This window comes from Vibrio splendidus 12E03, from assembly GCF_000272105.2.
Taxonomy (GTDB): domain Bacteria; phylum Pseudomonadota; class Gammaproteobacteria; order Enterobacterales; family Vibrionaceae; genus Vibrio; species Vibrio splendidus_I.
On sequence record NZ_AJZD02000070.1, the window covers coordinates 13,641 to 31,494 of the forward strand.

Consider the following 17,854-nt stretch of genomic DNA (forward strand, 5'->3'; position numbering starts at 1 on the left):
GTTGTTCTGGGAGACAAATGATTGTTTTAAGTTATTGGTTAGATGATGGTTTAAAGGTACTCAAAGTCTTTGCAGACTTTTGCTATCGCTTTTTCGAATACAGACAGAGCGGCTTCTAGCTCGTTACGGCTGATGATCAATGGTGGGCTCAATTGAATCACGTTACCTTGTGATACCTTAAAGCTCAGGCCATCGTTCAGACATTGGTAAAGTACTGCTTCTGCTTCATCGTACGCTCGGTTTTTGGTGATATGGTCAGTGACCAATTCCACTCCCCAAAGCAGGCCGATGCCGCGAACGTCACCAATGACTGGGTACTTCTCTTTCATTTGAAGCAGCTGTTCACGCACGAATGCGCTGTCCGCTTGTACTTTTTCAAGTAGGTTTTCTTGCTCAATCACTTCCATGGTGGCGAGTGCTGCCGCGCAACCAATTGGGCTTTTTTCGTGAGTGTAGTGACCAAGAGAAACTTGCGCTGCCGTGTTGTATTTGTCTTTAGTGATCATGGCTGCGATTGGTACTAAGCCGCCGCCAAAACCTTTACCGATACAAAGAATGTCAGGTTCGATATCAAAAGCTTGGTGAGTGAACCATTCGCCACTACGACCCATACCGTTTGGAATATCGTCGATGATCAACATGACGTTATGCTTATCACAAATCTCACGGATTCGCTTCCAGTAAGCTTTGCTTGGAACTTGAACGTCTGTGTTACGCACTGCTTCGGCAATGAAGGCACCAATGCCACCTTCTTTTTCAATCACATATTCTAGGTAATCGGCGTAGTGCACATCACATGCCGTATCATTGTTATCGCCTGAGTTTTGCCCGCAACGCGATAAAGAGACATTAAGGGGAAAAGCACCACGATAGGAAACCGCGGGTGGAATGCGTTCTACGCCAGCCATTAATGGCCCCATGCCTTCGCGGAAACAAGCTTCGCCACCTACTGAAATTGCATCGAGTGACGCGCCATGGAATGAGTCCCACAATGACACTACTTTGAAATTGTTGGTGACATGTCTAGCAAGTTTTAGCGCCATGCCGATCACTGATGTGCCACCGGGAGCAAACAACACGCGATTCAAATCACCACCGCAGATCTGTGTGAGTTTTTCAGCGCACTGAACCGCAGTTTCATTGGTGAAGCGACGTGGTGAAAACGGCAATGACGCCATTTGTTGAGTCACTTTATTGATGATGTGGGGATGACCATAGCCTAGTTGATGAACATTGTTGCCGTGAAAGTCCATGTACTTCTTGCCTGACGTATCTTGTATGTAGATGCCTTCTGCGGCTTCAAGTGTATCTAGACAAGGCGTTGACATGGCTTGATGAAGAAATACGTCAGAATCACGTTTTAACATCGCTTGAGTCGCGTCATCGTTTAGTGATTCGTTCCATTTTTCGCGTGCTGGTGTGGTGTTCACATCACCTTCACTTCGAAAGTGCGCCGCGTTCACCACTGGCTCTTGGTTAGTTATCGTCATTACTTGATATCCCAGTACATAGCATTCTTAACTGCGCCAATGAGAGCTTCAATGTCTGATGGGTACACTTCACCGATGTTACCGATCCGGAAGCAGTCTGCATTTGAAACCTTGCCCGGGTAAATCACAAACCCTTGTTCTTTCAAACGGTCATAGAACGCCTTGAATTGGTAATCGCTATGAGTTGGAGAATAGAAAGAGGTGATGATAGGTGAATGAAGATCATCATTTAGCAGAGGTTCAAAACCAAGAGAGCGCATACCTACAACCAATGTGGTTTGGTTGGTTTGGTAGCGACTATGACGAGCTTCGATGCCGCCTTCTTGTTCCAATTCAAGTAGAGCTTGGTAGAAAGCGCGCACCGTATGAGTCGGAGAGGTGAAGCGCCATTTCCCATGGTTGCTTTCCATGCAGTGCCATTGGTCAAATAAATCAAGGCTTAATGAGCGAGCTTGGCCTTTGCACTTTTCCAGTTCTGATTGCTTGGCAATAACAAAGCCGAACCCCGGCACACCTTGAATACACTTGTTTGCCGAGCTGATCATGTAGTCGATGCCTAAGTCAGCAATATCCATCGGGATGCCGCCAAAGCTAGACATAGCATCAAGAATGACGGTTTTGTTGTGCTGTTTTGCCAATTTGGCAATGTCTTCAATTGGATTCAGCATGCCAGTGGTGGTCTCACAGTGCACAATCGCAACGTGAGTAATGTCTGAATCCATGGCCAATGCCGTTTCCATTTCGTTCAAGTCAGGCTGTGATGTTTCACCTGGGGAAACGACATGGCATGGAATGTTTAAATAGTCTGCGATTTGAGCAATACGAGCACCATACGCACCGTTATCAACAACAAGAAGTTTACCGTTGTTAGAGATAACGCTACCGATTGTTGCTTCAACTGAAGCAGTGCCGCTGCCTTGCATTAATACACTTGTATATCCCGCCTGCTTAGTCGCCAAAGTCACAAGCTTGCTACGAATTACTTCAACAACGTCTTTGTTGTACTCGTCATCCCAAGTACACCAATCTTTTAGCATCGCTTGGCGAACGGTTTCAGAAGTAGATAGAGGACCCGGTGTCAGCAGTAAGTATTCGTTTCTCATGTTCAATTCTCGTTATTTGCATTTTGGACTATACCAATATTTGCGGTTACTTTAACAACCAATTTAAACCGTCGTAAATAGCCCAAACGTTATTTTCACAAAAGCTTCATATTCAAATTTGTCACTTGTGTTGAGAAATTTCCCGATCTTTAAATTGCCATTTTTTGTTCATTTAATCGTCATAAAAGCCAGTTAGCTTAATACTCGAAATCTGGTGCATACCAATGTGAGGGTCTGTGCTAATAACCTAAATGAATTTATGGATATAGAAGCCTCTAGATGGAGCTTCTAGCCTTAACAACTTTAACCTTGGCAATTCCTAACCTTGGCATCGGGCCTGACTGGAGAAAATGATGAAAAACCGTTTTATGAAAGGATCACTTGCAGCATTAGTTACTCTACTAGCTGGTAATGCTTATGCAGCACAGGAAGTGACGGTTTACACAGCTTTTGAAACTGACATTTTAGCGAAATACAAAAACGCATTTGAAAGTGAAAACCCAGACATCAACATCAAATGGGTTCGTGATTCAACAGGGATCATGACGGCAAAATTATTGGCCGAGAAAAACAACCCTCGTGCAGAAGTAGTATGGGGCCTTGCGGGTTCTTCAATGGCTTTGCTTAAAGAAGAGGGCATTCTCAAGCCTTACACACCTCAAGGTGTAGAAGAGTTGCGTGTAAACCTTAACGATCCGCAATCTACTCAAGCTTGGTATGGCAACGATGCATTCTTCAATGCGGTTTGTTTCAATGAAGTCGTTGCTAAGCAATTGAACCTACCTGCACCTAAATCTTGGGATGACCTAACGAAGCCTATCTACAAAGGCCACATTGCAATGCCAAACCCAGCATCTTCTGGTACGGGCTACATGCAGGTTTCGGCTTGGTTACAAAACATGGGTGAAGACCAAGGTTGGAACTACATGCAGAAGCTAGATCAAAACATCGCTCACTACACGCACTCTGGTTCTAAGCCATGTGTTCAAGCGGGTATGGGTGAAGTGGCTATCGGTATTTCTATGGCGAGCCGCGGTGCAAGGCTGAAAACTCAAGGTGCGCCGCTTTCTGTGATTACGCCTGAAGGTATCGGTTGGGAATCTGAAGCGGTAGGCCTTGTTAAGCCTTCGGATGCAGCGCAACGTGTTATCGATTGGTCTATCTCTAAAGCAGCGAATGAACTTTACATCGAAATGTACCCAGTTGTTGGTCACAAAGATGTGACAGGCAAAGCAGAGAACTTCCCGAATGTAGAAAAGAACATGGCAAAAATGGACTTCGCTCGCATGGGCAGCGAACGTGCTGATGTTCTAAAAACATGGTCTGAGAAGTTTGATGCTAAATCAGAGCCAAAATCTTAATCTGACGATCTATTCAGTTAATTAACTATTTAGTTCATTAGAAGTTAGAAATCAGTAAAGGAAGGCTTCGGTCTTCCTTTTTTAGTTTTACGCCTTTAGGTTTTAAGTAAGGTACAACAAATGACAAAGCACTACTCATATTGGTTCAAGCAAGCGTTGGAACAAGAGTTTGGCAACATCAATGCGGGGTTAGATTCGGCTAAGCCGCTCCAAAAAGACGTCAACTGTGATATCGCCATTGTTGGCGGTGGCTATACGGGTTTATGGACGGCGATTTTAATCAAACAACAGCAACCCGAAAAGCATGTTGTCGTGATTGAAAAAGGCCTATGTGGTAGCGGAGCTTCTGGGGCGAACGGCGGGTGTATGCTGACGTGGTCAACCAAATATCCAACCTTGAAAAAACTCTATGGAAAAGAGCAAGCCAAATGGCTGGTTAAGGAATCTGAAAAGGTAATTTACGAGATCGAAGCTTTCTGTAACGAGCATAAAATCGATGCGCATCTTTATAGAAGTGGCACTTACTACACGGCAACCAATGAATCTCAAAAGGGCGGAATGAAGCCTATCGTTAATGAGTTGGTTAAGCAGGGTATCAATAGCTGGAAGAAGTGTGATCAGTCCTTAGCTGATAAAGCGGGGTCGGATCGCCACATTGAAGGTTACTACTCAGAAGCTGCGGGTAGCGTTCAGCCAGCTTTATTGGCGAGAGGTTTACGCCGCGTTGCGATCGAATTGGGTGTCGAAATTTACGAAAATACAGAAATGACTTCTCTTGATTACGGCTCACCAGCTCTCGTCCAAACTAAGGGTGGGGCGATAACTTCCGATAAAGTGATCTTAGCGCTCAATGCATGGATGCTCGATCACTTTAAAGAGTTCAAACGCAGCATTGTGGTCGTCTCGTCTGACATGGTAGTGACTAAGCCTATTCCAGAAAAACTCAAGCAGTTTGGTCCCGAAAAAGGAGCGGCGGTAGTGGACTCACGTATCTTTGTTCATTACTACCGTGACACTGAGGATGGACGACTCATGTTGGGCAAAGGCGGCAATAAATTCTCGTTTGCGAATCAGGTTGAAAGCATGTTCAACCAAACGACTAACTACCTACCGATTCTCAGTCAATCTTTCCAGAAATTGTTCCCTAAACTGGAGCAGAATGAATTCGATTACAACTGGTCGGGCGGCTCAGATCGTTCGGTCACCGGATTGCCATTTTTCGGTAATCTGAAAGGCCAAAGCAACATCTATTATGGGCTTGGTTATTCAGGTAATGGTGTGGCTCAAACTCGTATGGGCGGAAAGATTCTCTCATCTATGGTACTTGGAGCTGATAACGCTTGGACCTGTTGCGGATTAACCAACGGACCGCTTGGGCATTTCCCGCCAGAGCCATTTCGTTGGGTAGGTGCGATGATGGTGCGTGACGCGGTACGAAGAAAAGAGAACGCGGAAGATTCTGGTAAAACGCCATTGTGGCTGGATAAGCAATTGGCAAAGCTGGCTGGTGCGGCGGGCAAAGCCGACAAGGTTAAATCATAGATTAATCTAGCGTTTAAATTAGAAGTTTACATTTGGGCTCTCAGTGATCTTTGGGCAAGTCATTGAGGGCTTTCAACGTTGAATTAAGTTTCAATGCTGAACAAATAATGATCTTTAATGCTTATTATATCTGCAATATAACTGTCATTTAGCTTCTATAAATTTGTCACTTAACTGCAATGTTCTCAGTTTAAATTTGGTATATACCATATAGAGAGTGCTGTAGTATGAGCAACCAAACTTATTTGAATATTGAAAACGTTGTAAAGCAATTTGGCCAATTCACAGCGTTAAAAGACATTTCCCTATCGATAGATAAAGGCGAGTTCGTCTGCTTCCTTGGCCCATCTGGCTGTGGAAAAACCACCTTATTACGTGCGATTGCAGGTTTAGATTTACCTACTTCAGGTTCTATTGAGCAGAACGGTAAGGATACGACCTTCTTACCACCAGAAAAGCGCGACTTTGGCATTGTGTTCCAGTCTTACGCTTTGTTCCCGAACCTTACTGTGGAAGAAAACATTGCGATTGGCCTTAAAAACCAAGGCATGTCGACCAAAGAAGCTCTTGAGACGGTTGAGTCTTGGTTAGAGACCATCGGCTTACCGACGTCTGGTCAGAAATTCCCAAATCAATTGTCTGGTGGGCAGCAGCAGCGTGTGGCTTTGGCTCGTGCTTTGGCTTTGTCTCCAGGTCTGCTACTCCTTGATGAACCGCTTTCTGCATTGGATGCAAAAGTAAGAACACACCTGCGCGACGAGATCTGTCAATTGCAGCGTAAATTGGGCATCACCACGATTATGGTGACGCACGATCAAGATGAAGCTTTGACCATGGCTGACCGCATTGTGGTAATGAATCACGGTATTATCGAGCAAGTGGGCGCTCCACAAGAGATCTACCAAAAACCCGTCAGTCGTTTTGTGGCTGAGTTTGTCGGCAGTATGAACTTTATTCAAGCTTCTGTAGCAGCTCAAGGCAAGATGCGTATTGCTGAGTCTATGTTGCCATTGCCTGGGTTAGACAACCTGACACCAAAGCAGGGTGATATGTTTGATATCGCGGTTCGTCCTGAGCAAATCCAGTTTGTTGATCGTTTTAGTGAATCCTTGCCAGTGAGAATCGTATCAAGCGAATTCTTAGGGGCGTTTTATCGCGTGGAGTGCGAGTTGCAACATGACTCAACGGCGAAAGAGATCATCGTGGATGTACCCGTCAAAGAGTTCAACCGATTGAAGCTGCGTCGCAGTGATATTCGTTACGTTGCATTCGATCAAGAAGGTCTGAGAGCTTACCCATCGAAAAGCTTGCAAGTGATGAAAGACGAGGCGGCGTAAACAATCATGGAATCGATTCAAATGATGCAATCTAAGCTGCTAATTCAACGACGAGTACAACCTTTTCTGGCTCGGTTAAGCAAAGACAACGTAATTCTGTTTGGGCTGTTGGCCTTTTTGTCTGTGGTCATGACGTTGTTTATCCTGATGCCACTGTGGGCAATGTTGGAAAAGAGTGTTCAGAACGCAGATGGTGAATTTGTAGGCTTACAGAATTTCGCTACGTATTTTGCGTCTCAAAGCCTGTGGCAGTCGGTGGGCAATACCTTCACGCTCGGGTTGTTAGTGACCGTTGTCGTGGGTGTCTTGGCGTTTGGTTATGCTTATGCGCTAACTCGTTCATGCATGCCTTTTAAGGGGCTTTTTCAAGTACTGGGTTCTGCGCCTATTCTTGCTCCGTCGCTGCTTCCAGCAATCAGTCTTATCTTCTTATTTGGTAACCAAGGTATCGCTAAAGAAGTCTTGGGTGGCAACTCGGTTTATGGCTTGATTGGTATCTCACTGGGTTTGATATTCTGGACGTTTCCACACGCTTTGATGATTCTGACCACCTCATTAAGAACCTCTGACGCTCGCCTTTATGAGGCAGCTCGAGCACTCAATACTTCATCGTTAAAAACTTTCTTTATGGTGACGTTACCTGCGGCAAAATACGGCTTGATCAGCACTCTGATCGTTGTGTTTACGCTGGTGGTTTGTGACTTTGGTGTGCCAAAGGTGATAGGTGGTAGCTACAACGTGCTATCGACTGACATCTTTAAGCAGGTGGTTGGTCAACAGAACTTCTCTATGGGTGCGGTAACCAGTATCTTGCTGCTATTGCCTGCGTTGCTTGCGTTTACCGTTGACCGCTGGGTTCAAAAGAAACAGAAGAGCTTGTTTGATACTCGTTCTGTCGCGTACCAACCAGAACCAAATACCATGCGTGATGGCATGTGTTTCCTTTACTGCACCATCATCTCTGCTGCTGTGGTTATCGTGTTGGGTATGGCGATATACGGTTCTATGGTCACATTTTGGCCTTGGAACAAAGCGCTCACGTTGAATAACTACAACTTCGCAGAAATGAGTACCTACGGTTGGACGCCGTTCTTCAACTCTCTAACGCTCGGTGCTTGGACTGCTATTATCGGTACGGTTCTGATTTTCCTAGGTGCGTACGGCATTGAGAAAGGCAGAGCGTTCGGTCCAGTTCGTCAGGCAATGCAGATGCTCAGCGTTGTGCCGATGGCGGTTCCGGGGATGGTGTTGGGTTTGGGGTATATCTTCTATTTCAATGACTTGAGCAACCCACTTAACTTCTTGTATGGCACGATGGCGTTTCTGGTTATCAACACCGTGGTTCATTACTACACCGTAGGACACATGACGGCGTTAACGGCATTAAAGCAGTTACCTGACGAAATTGAAGCAACTGCGGCCTCAGTTAACCTACCGCAATACAAGTTGTTCTTTAAGGTGACGGTGCCCGTTTGTCTGCCTGCGATTTTAGATATTGCGACATACCTGTTTATTAATGCACTTACCACGACATCTGCGGTAGTATTCTTGTATTCTACCGATACGATACCTGCGTCAGTTTCAGTATTGAATATGGACGATGCGGGGCAGACCGGTGCAGCAGCCGCCATGGCGGTGATGATCATGATATCTGCGGCGAGTGCGAAGTTGATTCATATGTTAATCAACAAGTTATTCGAGAAGCGCACCCAAGCTTGGCGTAAACGCTAGCGAACCAATTTATATTGCAGTTGGCCAAGGAATGGCTGACGACAAGAACAAGAATGAAAGGAAATGAAGTGCAGTACGTAAAAATTAAAGACGTCATCGTAGAGCAGATAGAGTCGGGGATGTTAACGCCACGACAGAAGTTGCCTGCAGAACGTAAACTGGCTGAATCGTTTGATACGACACGAGTTACTTTGCGCGAAGCTTTGTCTTCACTTGAAGCTGAAGGGCGCATTTATCGAGAAGACCGCCGTGGTTGGTTTATCTCTCCAGCTCCACTGCGCTACGACCCAACGCAAACGCTGAACTTCACTAATATGGCTTTGTCGCAGAATCGTAAGCCGAAAACAGAATTAGTGGCAGCGAAAGGCATGTTAGCAACCAAGGAAGCAACTAGGCTTCTTGAGCTTCAACCTTTTTCGGATGTTTATCGTGTAGATAGAGTTCGTTACCTTGAAGACAGGCCGGTTGTGTATGTGACGAACTATATTCGACCTGAGCTGTTCCCCAACTTGCTGGACTATGATTTGTCTAAATCATTGACTGACATCTACCGAGAACACTTTGGTGTGGTGTATCAGAAGATCCGTTACCGAGTAAGCACAACGTCTTTACTTGGCGAAACAGCACAAGCTCTGCGTGCGACGTCTGGGTCTCCAGCGATGGTGGTTGAGCGTGTTAACTACAATCAGAACGGTGATTTGATTGACTGCGATATTGAGTATTGGCGTCATGATGCGATCAGCATTGAGTCGATAGCACAGCTAGAGCGCTAGTCATACTTTAGAATGCTGGCATATCTGCAATTATGCAGTATTGCCCAATTGAAACGATCAAAGGTCTCTTATTCCGAGGCCTTTTTTATCACCGGTTGTCAGCCGTTGTGCTAATTCATCAATAATTTAGGAATGAAATGGAATTCTCTGCCATTGTAATCGTGATTATTTCGGCTTTGCTTCATGCGGGTTGGAACGTTCTAGGTAAATCTAATCAAGGATCGGGTTCGTCATTCTTCTTAGCCTCTGGCTTTGCCGCCGCAGCGATATTAACGCCTTACTTGATCTGGTATGTTCACAGTGTAGGGCTATCAAATATCTCACTTCCATTCTGGCAACTGGTTTTCTTGAGTGGGATCTGTCAAATCATCTATTTGATTGGGTTAGGTGCGGCCTATAAACAAGCTGATATCGGTGTTATTTACCCAATGGCACGAGCACTGCCTGTGTTGATGGTAGGTTTAGGCACGGTGTTGATCGGCTATGAATTGTCAGCGAATCAATGGATTGGGTTCACTTTAATAACCTTAGGCTGTATGTTTGTACCACTAAAGCAGTTTTCAGATCTTAGGTTAAAAGCATATCTGAACCTTGGCGTGTTGTGGGCGTTAATCGCCGCTATTGGTACCACGGGCTATTCCATCATTGATAAAGAGGCGCTTCTGTTATTAGAGCCTCTAAGTACACCCACCATTACTAACAAGCACACCGCGATTTTCTACCTAGGCATTCAGTTTTGGGCGATTGTGATTCCGCTGAGTGTTTGGTTATTCGTAACCAACCAAAGAATCGAGTTTACTAATGCTTGGATACTGCGAAAGAAAGCCACAGTGGCCGGCATCATGATGGCTTCGACTTATGGTTTGGTGTTGTTTGCGATGACCATGACTGAGAACGTCAGCTTGGTTGTGGCACTTAGGCAAGTAAGTATCATCTTCGGCGTAGTGATGGGGATCTACTTTTTAAAGGAAAAGTGGCACGTTACATGCGGTGTAGGCGTCGTTTTCATCATTGCAGGTTTAGTTATCTCACTGACTTAAAAAGAAATTAAATCCTACCTCCAACCTATAATGTGACTTTTCAGTCGCATTTTTCTTATTGATAGCAAACGTTTTACTAATGTTAAAGATGTGATCCTTCTCATAGACAAGGCTGTAAAGTTACCGGTAACATCCATCTCAACGTTACCGGTAACATATAATTACAAACCGGACTCTGTGAAACTCATAAGGATACCCAAATGAAAGCTCTGACTAAAACGCTGATTGCTGCCTCCCTCACTGGTCTATTTGCTACTTCAGCAATGGCTGCGGACTTTAAACTTAAAATTCAATCTTCAGACCCTTCTGGTGACTTGAACTTCAAAGTTCAGCAGAAGTGGGCTGAGCGCGTAGAGACGATGTCTAACGGACGTATTGATATCGATCTTTTGCCTGTAGGCGCTGTGGTTAAGCACACAGAAACGCTAGGCGCGATCAAAATGGGCATCCTAGATGGTCACATCACAGCAACAGGTTACTTCTCTGGTAAAGATCCAGCATTTGGTCTTATCGGTAACATGGTTGGTGCATGGTCAGACACAACACAACTGCTTCAGTACATGAACTACGGTGGCGGTAACGAGCTAATGACTGAGCTTTACAAGCCTTACGGTGTTCAGTTCGTTGGTGCTTCAACAACAGGTGTTGAGTCTTTCATTTCTAAAAAGCCAATTGACGGTGTCGCGGATCTTAAAGGTCTTAAATTACGTGCACCTGAAGGTCTAGTACAACAAGTGTTCGCAGCAGCGGGTGCGACTCCAGTAAACCTTCCGGGCTCTGAAGTATTTACCGGTCTAAGCAAGGGCGTAATTGATGCTGCGGACTACACAGTATTCTCTACCAACCAAAAAGCGGGCATGAACGATATCGCTACTCACCCAGTTCAACCGGGCTTCCACTCACTGCCTCTTATCGATATCTCTGTATCTCAGAAGAAGTGGGACAAGATGCCAGCTGATCTACAAACGATTCTACAAACGTCAGTTCGTGACTTCTCTTACGACATGACAACTCAGCTGAAGATGGCTGACCAAGCAGCAGTTAAAGAAGCACAAGCGAACCCAGAAATCACGATTCATGACTGGTCTCAAGAAGAGCGTAAGAAGTTCCGTGAGATCGCAAAAGGTCAATGGAAAGTATTTGCAGAGCGCTCTGATAACGCACAGAAAGTTTACACCTCAGTTACCGTGTTCCTAGAAGAGAACGGCTTACTGTAATTCAAACTTAGCTTATTGATGGGGGAGGGCATTGCTCTCCCGTTTTCTCCCAGGAAATTTGGCCCATGACAGACAAAATCCCTCACGCACCAGCTGAAAACGATGAAAAGCCAAGAAACGGTCTTGATCGTCTTATCATAAAATTCAGTAACTTAGTTAGCTGGTTATTTATCTTCACTGTATTGATTTCATTTTACGAAGTTGTGATGCGCTATGCATTTGACGCTCCAACCACTTGGGTGCACGAGACGGCTTCATTTATCGGTGGTTCATTATTCATTATCGGCGGCATCTACGCTTTCGCGGCTGATAAACATGTACGTGTTGTTCTTATCTACGATTCAGTGTCTAACCAAACACGTAAGTATCTTAATCTTGTTCATCACATTGTTGGTTTGGCCTTTGCAGGCATGCTCGCTTACGCAGCTTACTTCACTGCAGAAGAAGCGTGGTTTGCACCTTGGGGGGAATTTCGTCTTGAGACATCAGGCTCAGTGTTAAACGCGCCTTATCCTGCGCTGCTTAAAGGTCTGATCTTTGTCGTTTTGTGTGTTCTTGTTGTCCAATTTGTATTGCACCTAATCCAAGAGTTGATGGGTCTAAGGAAGAGTGACGATGTTTGATTTATCTTCTATTGGTATCGCATGGGGCAGTTTGCTCATGCTGGTTATGATGATTGGCTTGTTACTCACTGGTATGCAGCTGGCCTTCGTAACAGGCTTCGTGGCGATCTTCTTCACCTTGTGTTGGTTCGGCCCTGATGCCTTGCCTTTGATTGCGAGCCGAACTTACAGCTTTGCTTCTGGTTATGTATTCCTCGCCGTCCCAATGTTCGTATTGATGGCAGCGCTCTTAGACCGTTCAGGTATCGCACGAGACCTGTTTGATGCCATGAAATCGGTTGGCCGTAAGGTTCGCGGCGGTGTTGCGGTACAAACTTTATTGGTAGCCGTGTTATTGGCGTCAATGTCAGGTGTTATCGGTGGTGAAACCGTACTACTTGGTATTCTTGCTCTGCCTCAAATGCTTCGCTTGGGTTATGACCGTAAGCTTGCTATTGGTACAACCTGTGCGGGTGGCGCGCTAGGCACCATGCTTCCGCCAAGTATCGTACTGATCATCTATGGCATGACAGCCAGTGTATCAATTGGCGATTTGTTTAAAGCGTCTTTCTTACCTGCCTTTATCCTCGCGGGTTGTTACATCGGCTACGTATTGATTCGTTGTAAGCTAAACCCTTCTCTTGCGCCGATTCCGAGTGATGATGAGACAGAAGAAGACATCGCTAATCAACCTAGCTACTTCAAGGCTCTGTTCTTCCCGCTGCTTTCAGTAGCAACCGTTCTAGGCAGTATCTACACAGGTATCGCTTCAGTAACCGAAGCTTCTGCTTTGGGTGTGGTTGGTATTATGATCAGTGCACTAATCCGTGGTGAGCTGAACTACAACATGCTGAAAGAGAGTGCCATGGCAACAATGCGTACTTGCGGCATGATCATGTGGATTGGTATCGGTGCAAGTGCTCTGGTTGGTATCTACAACCTGATGGGCGGTATTGATTTTGTTGAAGAAACCATCCTTGCGCTAAGTGGCGGCAACGCAATGGTTACGCTGTTAATCATGATGGCTATCTTGCTAGTGCTTGGCATGTTCCTTGACTGGGTCGGTGTAGCACTTTTGACAATGCCAATCTTCGTTCCAATCATTACTGGCCTTGGCTTCGACCCAGTTTGGTTTGGTGTTGTGTTCTGTCTAAACATGCAGGTGTCTTTCTTATCACCACCATTTGGCCCTGCGGCGTTCTATCTGAAATCGGTAGCGCCAAAAGACATCAGCTTGGGTGAGATATTCACGTCACTACTGCCGTTCATTGCACTTCAAGTGTTGGTTTTAGGCTTGGTTATCGTCTTTCCACAACTCGCGCTTTGGTGGCAATAACAGCGAAGGTTCCTGACCAGACTTAGCGTCAGGAACCGAACCGCAACAACACAAGTTTAACTATTAGATTCGATTGTCAGCCCCAGTTTTGGTTGGGGCTTAGGGAAGGCTTGCCTTATGAAAAGCAAAAAAATACTCGTGATGGGCGTATCTGGATGCGGAAAAAGCCTGATTGGTAGCCGTATCGCAGAAGCATTAACGCTCCAGTTTTTTGATGGAGATGACTTCCATCCGCAAAGCAATGTAGAAAAGATGCGTCAAGGTATTCCGCTGACAGACGAAGATCGTCAAGGATGGCTGGAAACACTGAATAAGCAATATATTGAACAACCAAGCGCTGTGATCGCTTGTTCGGCACTAAAGCCGCAATACCGCGATATTCTGCGCAACAACAATGAAGACTTGGTGATTGTTTATCTACAGGGTAGTTTCGATACGATTTGGAATCGTCACAAAGCTCGTGAAAATCATTATTTTAATGGTCAAGAGATGTTGAAAAGCCAGTTTGAAACCTTGGTTGAACCGGAGCTAGATGAAGCGTTATTTGTCGATATCTCGCAAGATGTTGAGCAAGTCGTAGAAAGTGCACTTAAACAAATTAAGCAGATAGGCTAAACCATGACTCAGATAAAAAATGACATCGCGATGATTGGTTTAGGTGTGATGGGCAAAAGCTTAGCGCTCAACCTACTCGACAATGGATTCAACGTCGCGGGTTTTGATTTAAACGCTGACAACGTCGATCGCGCAAATTCAGAAGCGAAGCAGCTTAATGAATCCTTTGAAGGTAAAGGTCAGTTCACCAAAGGCACTAGCCTTGAACATGTGCTTCAGAACATAGCAAAACCGCGTGTTATTGCGTTATCGGTTCCTGCAGGAAAGCCGGTCGATATCGTCGTAAATAATCTGCTTGATGCAGGTTTGGAGAGCGACGATATTGTTATCGATACGGGCAACAGCTTGTGGACTGATACCGAGACACGTGAACATAATTACAAAGGTAAGCTTCGTTTCTTCAGTACCGCTGTTTCGGGTGGTGAAGAAGGAGCGCGTGTTGGCCCTGCGCTGATGGCGAGTGGTGACCAGTCTGCTTGGCAATATGTAAAACCAATGTGGGAAGCGATTGCTGCTAAAGTGGATATGAACGGTTTACCCGTTGCTCAATTTGAAGTGGGTGAGGCGTGCGCGGCGTATGTTGGCCCTTCTGGCACCGGTCATTACGTTAAGATGGTGCACAACGGCATTGAATACGCCGATATGCAGCTCATCTGCGAAGTGTATCATTTCATGCGTGATGTTCTGGACATGCCAGCTCAAGAGATTGGTCAAGTCTTTGGGCTGTGGAATCAAGGTGTTCTCAACAGTTACCTGATGGAAATCAGCGCCGACATTCTTCAACAAGAAGATGTTGTAACGGGTAAGCCGTTCGTTGAGGTTGTGCTTGATAAAGCAGGACAGAAAGGTACTGGCTTGTGGACGGCTGTTAATAGCCTGCAAGAAGGTTGCCCAACACCAACCATCGCACAGGCGGTTTATGCTCGTGCAATGAGCGGTCAAAAATCACAACGTATTCAAGGGAGTCAGCTTCTAAAAGGCAATATTGTGGATGCCAGCCAGTTGGACAAAGCGGAGGTAGTCTCTGAGCTTCATGACGCTCTCTACTGCGCCAAGCTGTCTGTTTATGCTCAAGGCTTTGACTTGTTGAAAACAGCGTCAGACAAAGAAGGCTGGAACCTAGACTTCACTCAAATAGCTAAGATCTGGCGAGCGGGTTGTATTATCCGTGCTGCTTTCTTGCAAAGTATCACGTCGGCTTACCAACAAAATAGTGAGTTGGCGAACTTGTTGTTTGATGAGACTTTCATCAAACCAGTGGAAGAGCGTGAGTTGGCTTGGCGTATTGCTGTGGCTAATTCGGCCTTATATGGTGTGCCGATGCCGGGAATCAGCTCTGCTCTGAGTTACTTCGACTCATTACGTTGTGAGGTGTTACCTACAAATCTGCTGCAAGCGCAACGTGACTATTTTGGCTCTCATACTTATTCGCGAGTCGATAGAGATGAAGCTGAAAAGTTTCACGTGACTTGGAGTCAGTCTCCAAGAACGGAAGTAAAAGTGAACGCTTAAACAATCAATAACGCCCTCAACAAGAGGGCGTTTGTAATTATGACGCTGTATCAACATTTTACTAAATTAGGCTTCAAATTCCACGTCAGTCGGATACACTGTTACCAGTAACATAACTCAAAAATAATAATTACTAATTATGTCGAATAAGAAAAAACGTCCCACATTACAAGATGTTGCCAACCTCGTTGGTGTCACTAAGATGACCGTCAGTCGCTGCCTACGAGACTCTTCTCAAGTATCAGAAGCTCTGCGCGATAAGATCAGCGCTGCAGTAGACGAGCTAGGTTATATTCCTAATCGTGCGCCAGACATTCTTTCCAATGCAAAAAGCAATGCGATTGGTGTTTTGGTTCCCTCGTTAACCAACCAAGTTTTTGCTGAAGTTATCCGTGGCATTGAACAAGTCACAGCGCCCGCAGGCTACCAAACCATGATTGCCCACTATGGCTATAGCGCTGAACTGGAAGAGCAGAGCATCGCTTCACTGCTTTCTTACAACGTTGATGCGATTATCCTTTCAGAAAACGTGCACACCGATAGAGCGCGTAAAATGCTCCAAACCGTTTCTATCCCTGTGATTGAGATTATGGATTCGGTGTCTCCAAGAATTGAACAAGCGGTTGGCTTTGATAATTTCGAAGCGGCTAGAGCGATGACTAAAACCATGCTCGATCGAGGGCGTACCAATATCGCTTATTTGGCTGCTCGAATGGATGAACGTACTCGCTTGAAAATGGCGGGATATGAGCATGCGATGCAAGAAGCCGACAAAACGCCTGTGACACTGCAAACGGAAGACGCTTCCTCGTTTACTCTTGGTGCAAAACTGATTGGTGAGCTACTTGAGAAACACCCTGAAGTGAATGGCATTTTCTGTACTAACGATGATTTAGCGATTGGTGCTTTTTACGAGTGTGTACGACGTGGTATTCAAGTACCCGAGCAGATGGCGATTGCAGGTTTCCACGGACACGATATCACAGTGGCGATGACGCCGCGTTTAGCGACTGTCGTAACACCTAGGGAGCAGATCGGTAAAGTCGCTGCTGAGCAAGTTGTAGCGCGTTTACAAGGCAACAATGACTGGGTAGCGAAGCTGGATCTCGGTTACGAGATTGAAGTGGGGGAGAGTATTTAATCTTACACTTCGGCTTTGATCTTCATCGGATTCAAACTAAAACGCCCTTAACGAGATGAATTTCGCTAAGGGCGTTTTCTATTTATGGCGTTTTCTATTTCTCTAGCAAAAAGATGTATGCAGTAACAGGCTTAACCCGCTAAAGCTTGAGCATCTTGTTGCTTCAACACTTTGTGGCCATCTTCAGTGACGCCACGCTTCCAATAACTGCTAATGTAGATGTTCTCTTTCGCGACTTCTTTTTCGTTTCGGAAGTATTGTCTCAGCTCGCGCATACTTTCAAATTCACACGCTGTCCAAATCGAAACCTGACCGTCTAACCATTCTGAATTGCGAACCGTTTGTGAAAGGGATTCTGAGGTTTCATCTTCAATTAACCAAGTGACTTTGATGCCTTGAGGCGCTTCAAGTGTTTGCTTGTCTGATGCTGAATTGATCTGAATGACAGCGTGACCTGTTGCGTGCTCTGGAAGTGATTTTACTTTTGCAGAAAGTGCAGGGAGCGAGGTCATGTCTGCAACTAAGAAGAACCAGTCTGACTCTAGATTAAGACCTTGAATTAAACCTGGGCCAGCCACTGAAACCGTGTCACCCACTTTTGCATTCATTGCCCATCGAGCCGCAAAACCACATTGCAAATCTGTAGTGATATGGCGAACAAAATCAACTTCAATCCATTGTTCTACAGGATTGTACTGACGAATGGTGTAAGTGCGCATGGTTGGGCGCTCACCTTCGTTTAGTTGGCTTAAATCAGTCGTGCCGAGTGGCGAGAATAAAAGCTTGATGTAGCCGCCGGCACATTCTGTTGGGTATTTACTTAATCCCTCACCGCTAAGCGTTATGCGCTGCATGTTTGGAGTAATTGTTGAGGTTTGAGTAACGGTTAATGTGATAGGGCTAGGTTTGCTCATATAAGGATCTCTTAGATTTTGATTTCCACATCATAATCCTGAACTAAAAAACACTCAATACTAATAGTTATCATTTACTTTGATTTACACATGTACTACCTACTTATACGACAGATCCTATTAAGAAATAGAACCGACAA

The 17,854-nt window shown here is 45.3% G+C and carries 15 protein-coding genes; 12 read left to right on the forward strand and 3 right to left on the reverse strand.

What is annotated here, in order from left to right; genetic code table 11:
• Positions 1-50: 50 nt before the first annotated feature.
• Together A142_RS06430 and phnW are read right to left on the reverse strand one after the other, a co-directional pair.
• Positions 51-1,490: an aspartate aminotransferase family protein gene (locus A142_RS06430; RefSeq protein WP_019820420.1), complete on the reverse strand. Its 1,440-nt coding sequence runs from the start codon at positions 1,488-1,490 to the stop codon at positions 51-53.
• Positions 1,490-2,593, reverse strand: a complete 1,104-nt coding sequence (phnW, locus tag A142_RS06435; protein ID WP_029405294.1) for a 2-aminoethylphosphonate--pyruvate transaminase — start codon at positions 2,591-2,593, stop codon at positions 1,490-1,492. The genes A142_RS06430 and phnW overlap by 1 nt, the downstream gene beginning before the upstream one ends.
• 350 nt (positions 2,594-2,943) lie before the next feature.
• Between phnW and A142_RS06440 the strand changes: the two genes are divergently transcribed.
• The 12 genes from A142_RS06440 to gntR all read left to right on the forward strand — a co-directional run bounded on the left by A142_RS06440 (position 2,944) and on the right by gntR (position 16,800).
• On the forward strand, positions 2,944-3,954 hold the full coding sequence (locus A142_RS06440) for a putative 2-aminoethylphosphonate ABC transporter substrate-binding protein (RefSeq protein WP_019820423.1): 1,011 nt from the start codon (positions 2,944-2,946) through the stop codon (positions 3,952-3,954).
• 120 nt (positions 3,955-4,074) lie between these two features.
• A complete protein-coding gene (locus A142_RS06445; protein ID WP_019820425.1) occupies positions 4,075-5,496 on the forward strand; it encodes an FAD-dependent oxidoreductase in 1,422 nt (473 codons plus the stop codon).
• Between the two features lie 227 nt (positions 5,497-5,723).
• Positions 5,724-6,833 (forward strand): putative 2-aminoethylphosphonate ABC transporter ATP-binding protein, encoded by a 1,110-nt coding sequence (locus A142_RS06450; protein WP_019820426.1) that lies wholly within the window; start codon positions 5,724-5,726, stop codon positions 6,831-6,833.
• Positions 6,834-6,854: 21 nt separating this feature from the next.
• Complete coding sequence (locus A142_RS06455; RefSeq protein ID WP_431306021.1) at positions 6,855-8,564, forward strand: putative 2-aminoethylphosphonate ABC transporter permease subunit; 1,710 nt, start codon at positions 6,855-6,857, stop codon at positions 8,562-8,564.
• Positions 8,565-8,632: 68 nt separating this feature from the next.
• Entirely contained in the window at positions 8,633-9,337 is a 705-nt protein-coding gene (gene phnR, locus A142_RS06460) for a phosphonate utilization transcriptional regulator PhnR (RefSeq protein WP_004730140.1), read from the forward strand.
• Positions 9,338-9,474: 137 nt separating this feature from the next.
• Positions 9,475-10,377: a multidrug transporter gene (locus A142_RS06465; RefSeq protein ID WP_019820430.1), complete on the forward strand. Its 903-nt coding sequence runs from the start codon at positions 9,475-9,477 to the stop codon at positions 10,375-10,377.
• A 200-nt stretch (positions 10,378-10,577) separates the two neighbouring features.
• Positions 10,578-11,594: a TRAP transporter substrate-binding protein gene (locus tag A142_RS06470; protein WP_019820432.1), complete on the forward strand. Its 1,017-nt coding sequence runs from the start codon at positions 10,578-10,580 to the stop codon at positions 11,592-11,594.
• Between the two features lie 65 nt (positions 11,595-11,659).
• Complete coding sequence (locus A142_RS06475) at positions 11,660-12,217, forward strand: TRAP transporter small permease subunit (RefSeq protein WP_019820434.1); 558 nt, start codon at positions 11,660-11,662, stop codon at positions 12,215-12,217.
• Positions 12,210-13,532, forward strand: coding sequence for a TRAP transporter large permease (locus A142_RS06480; protein ID WP_019820435.1), 1,323 nt, complete (start codon positions 12,210-12,212; stop codon positions 13,530-13,532). Before A142_RS06475 ends, A142_RS06480 begins: the two co-directional genes overlap by 8 nt.
• Positions 13,533-13,649: 117 nt before the next feature.
• On the forward strand, positions 13,650-14,147 hold the full coding sequence (locus A142_RS06485; RefSeq protein WP_019820437.1) for a gluconokinase: 498 nt from the start codon (positions 13,650-13,652) through the stop codon (positions 14,145-14,147).
• Positions 14,148-14,150: 3 nt separating this feature from the next.
• Entirely contained in the window at positions 14,151-15,659 is a 1,509-nt protein-coding gene (gene gndA, locus A142_RS06490; protein ID WP_019820438.1) for an NADP-dependent phosphogluconate dehydrogenase, read from the forward strand.
• Between the two features lie 139 nt (positions 15,660-15,798).
• The gene (gntR, locus tag A142_RS06495) at positions 15,799-16,800 is read left to right on the forward strand and encodes a gluconate operon transcriptional repressor GntR (protein ID WP_019820439.1); all 1,002 of its coding nucleotides are present in this window, start codon (positions 15,799-15,801) and stop codon (positions 16,798-16,800) included.
• A 131-nt stretch (positions 16,801-16,931) separates the two neighbouring features.
• On the opposite strand, the gene A142_RS06500 is transcribed toward gntR, so the two are convergent.
• Positions 16,932-17,714: a siderophore-interacting protein gene (locus A142_RS06500; protein WP_019820440.1), complete on the reverse strand. Its 783-nt coding sequence runs from the start codon at positions 17,712-17,714 to the stop codon at positions 16,932-16,934.
• Between the last annotated feature and the right edge of the window lie 140 nt (positions 17,715-17,854).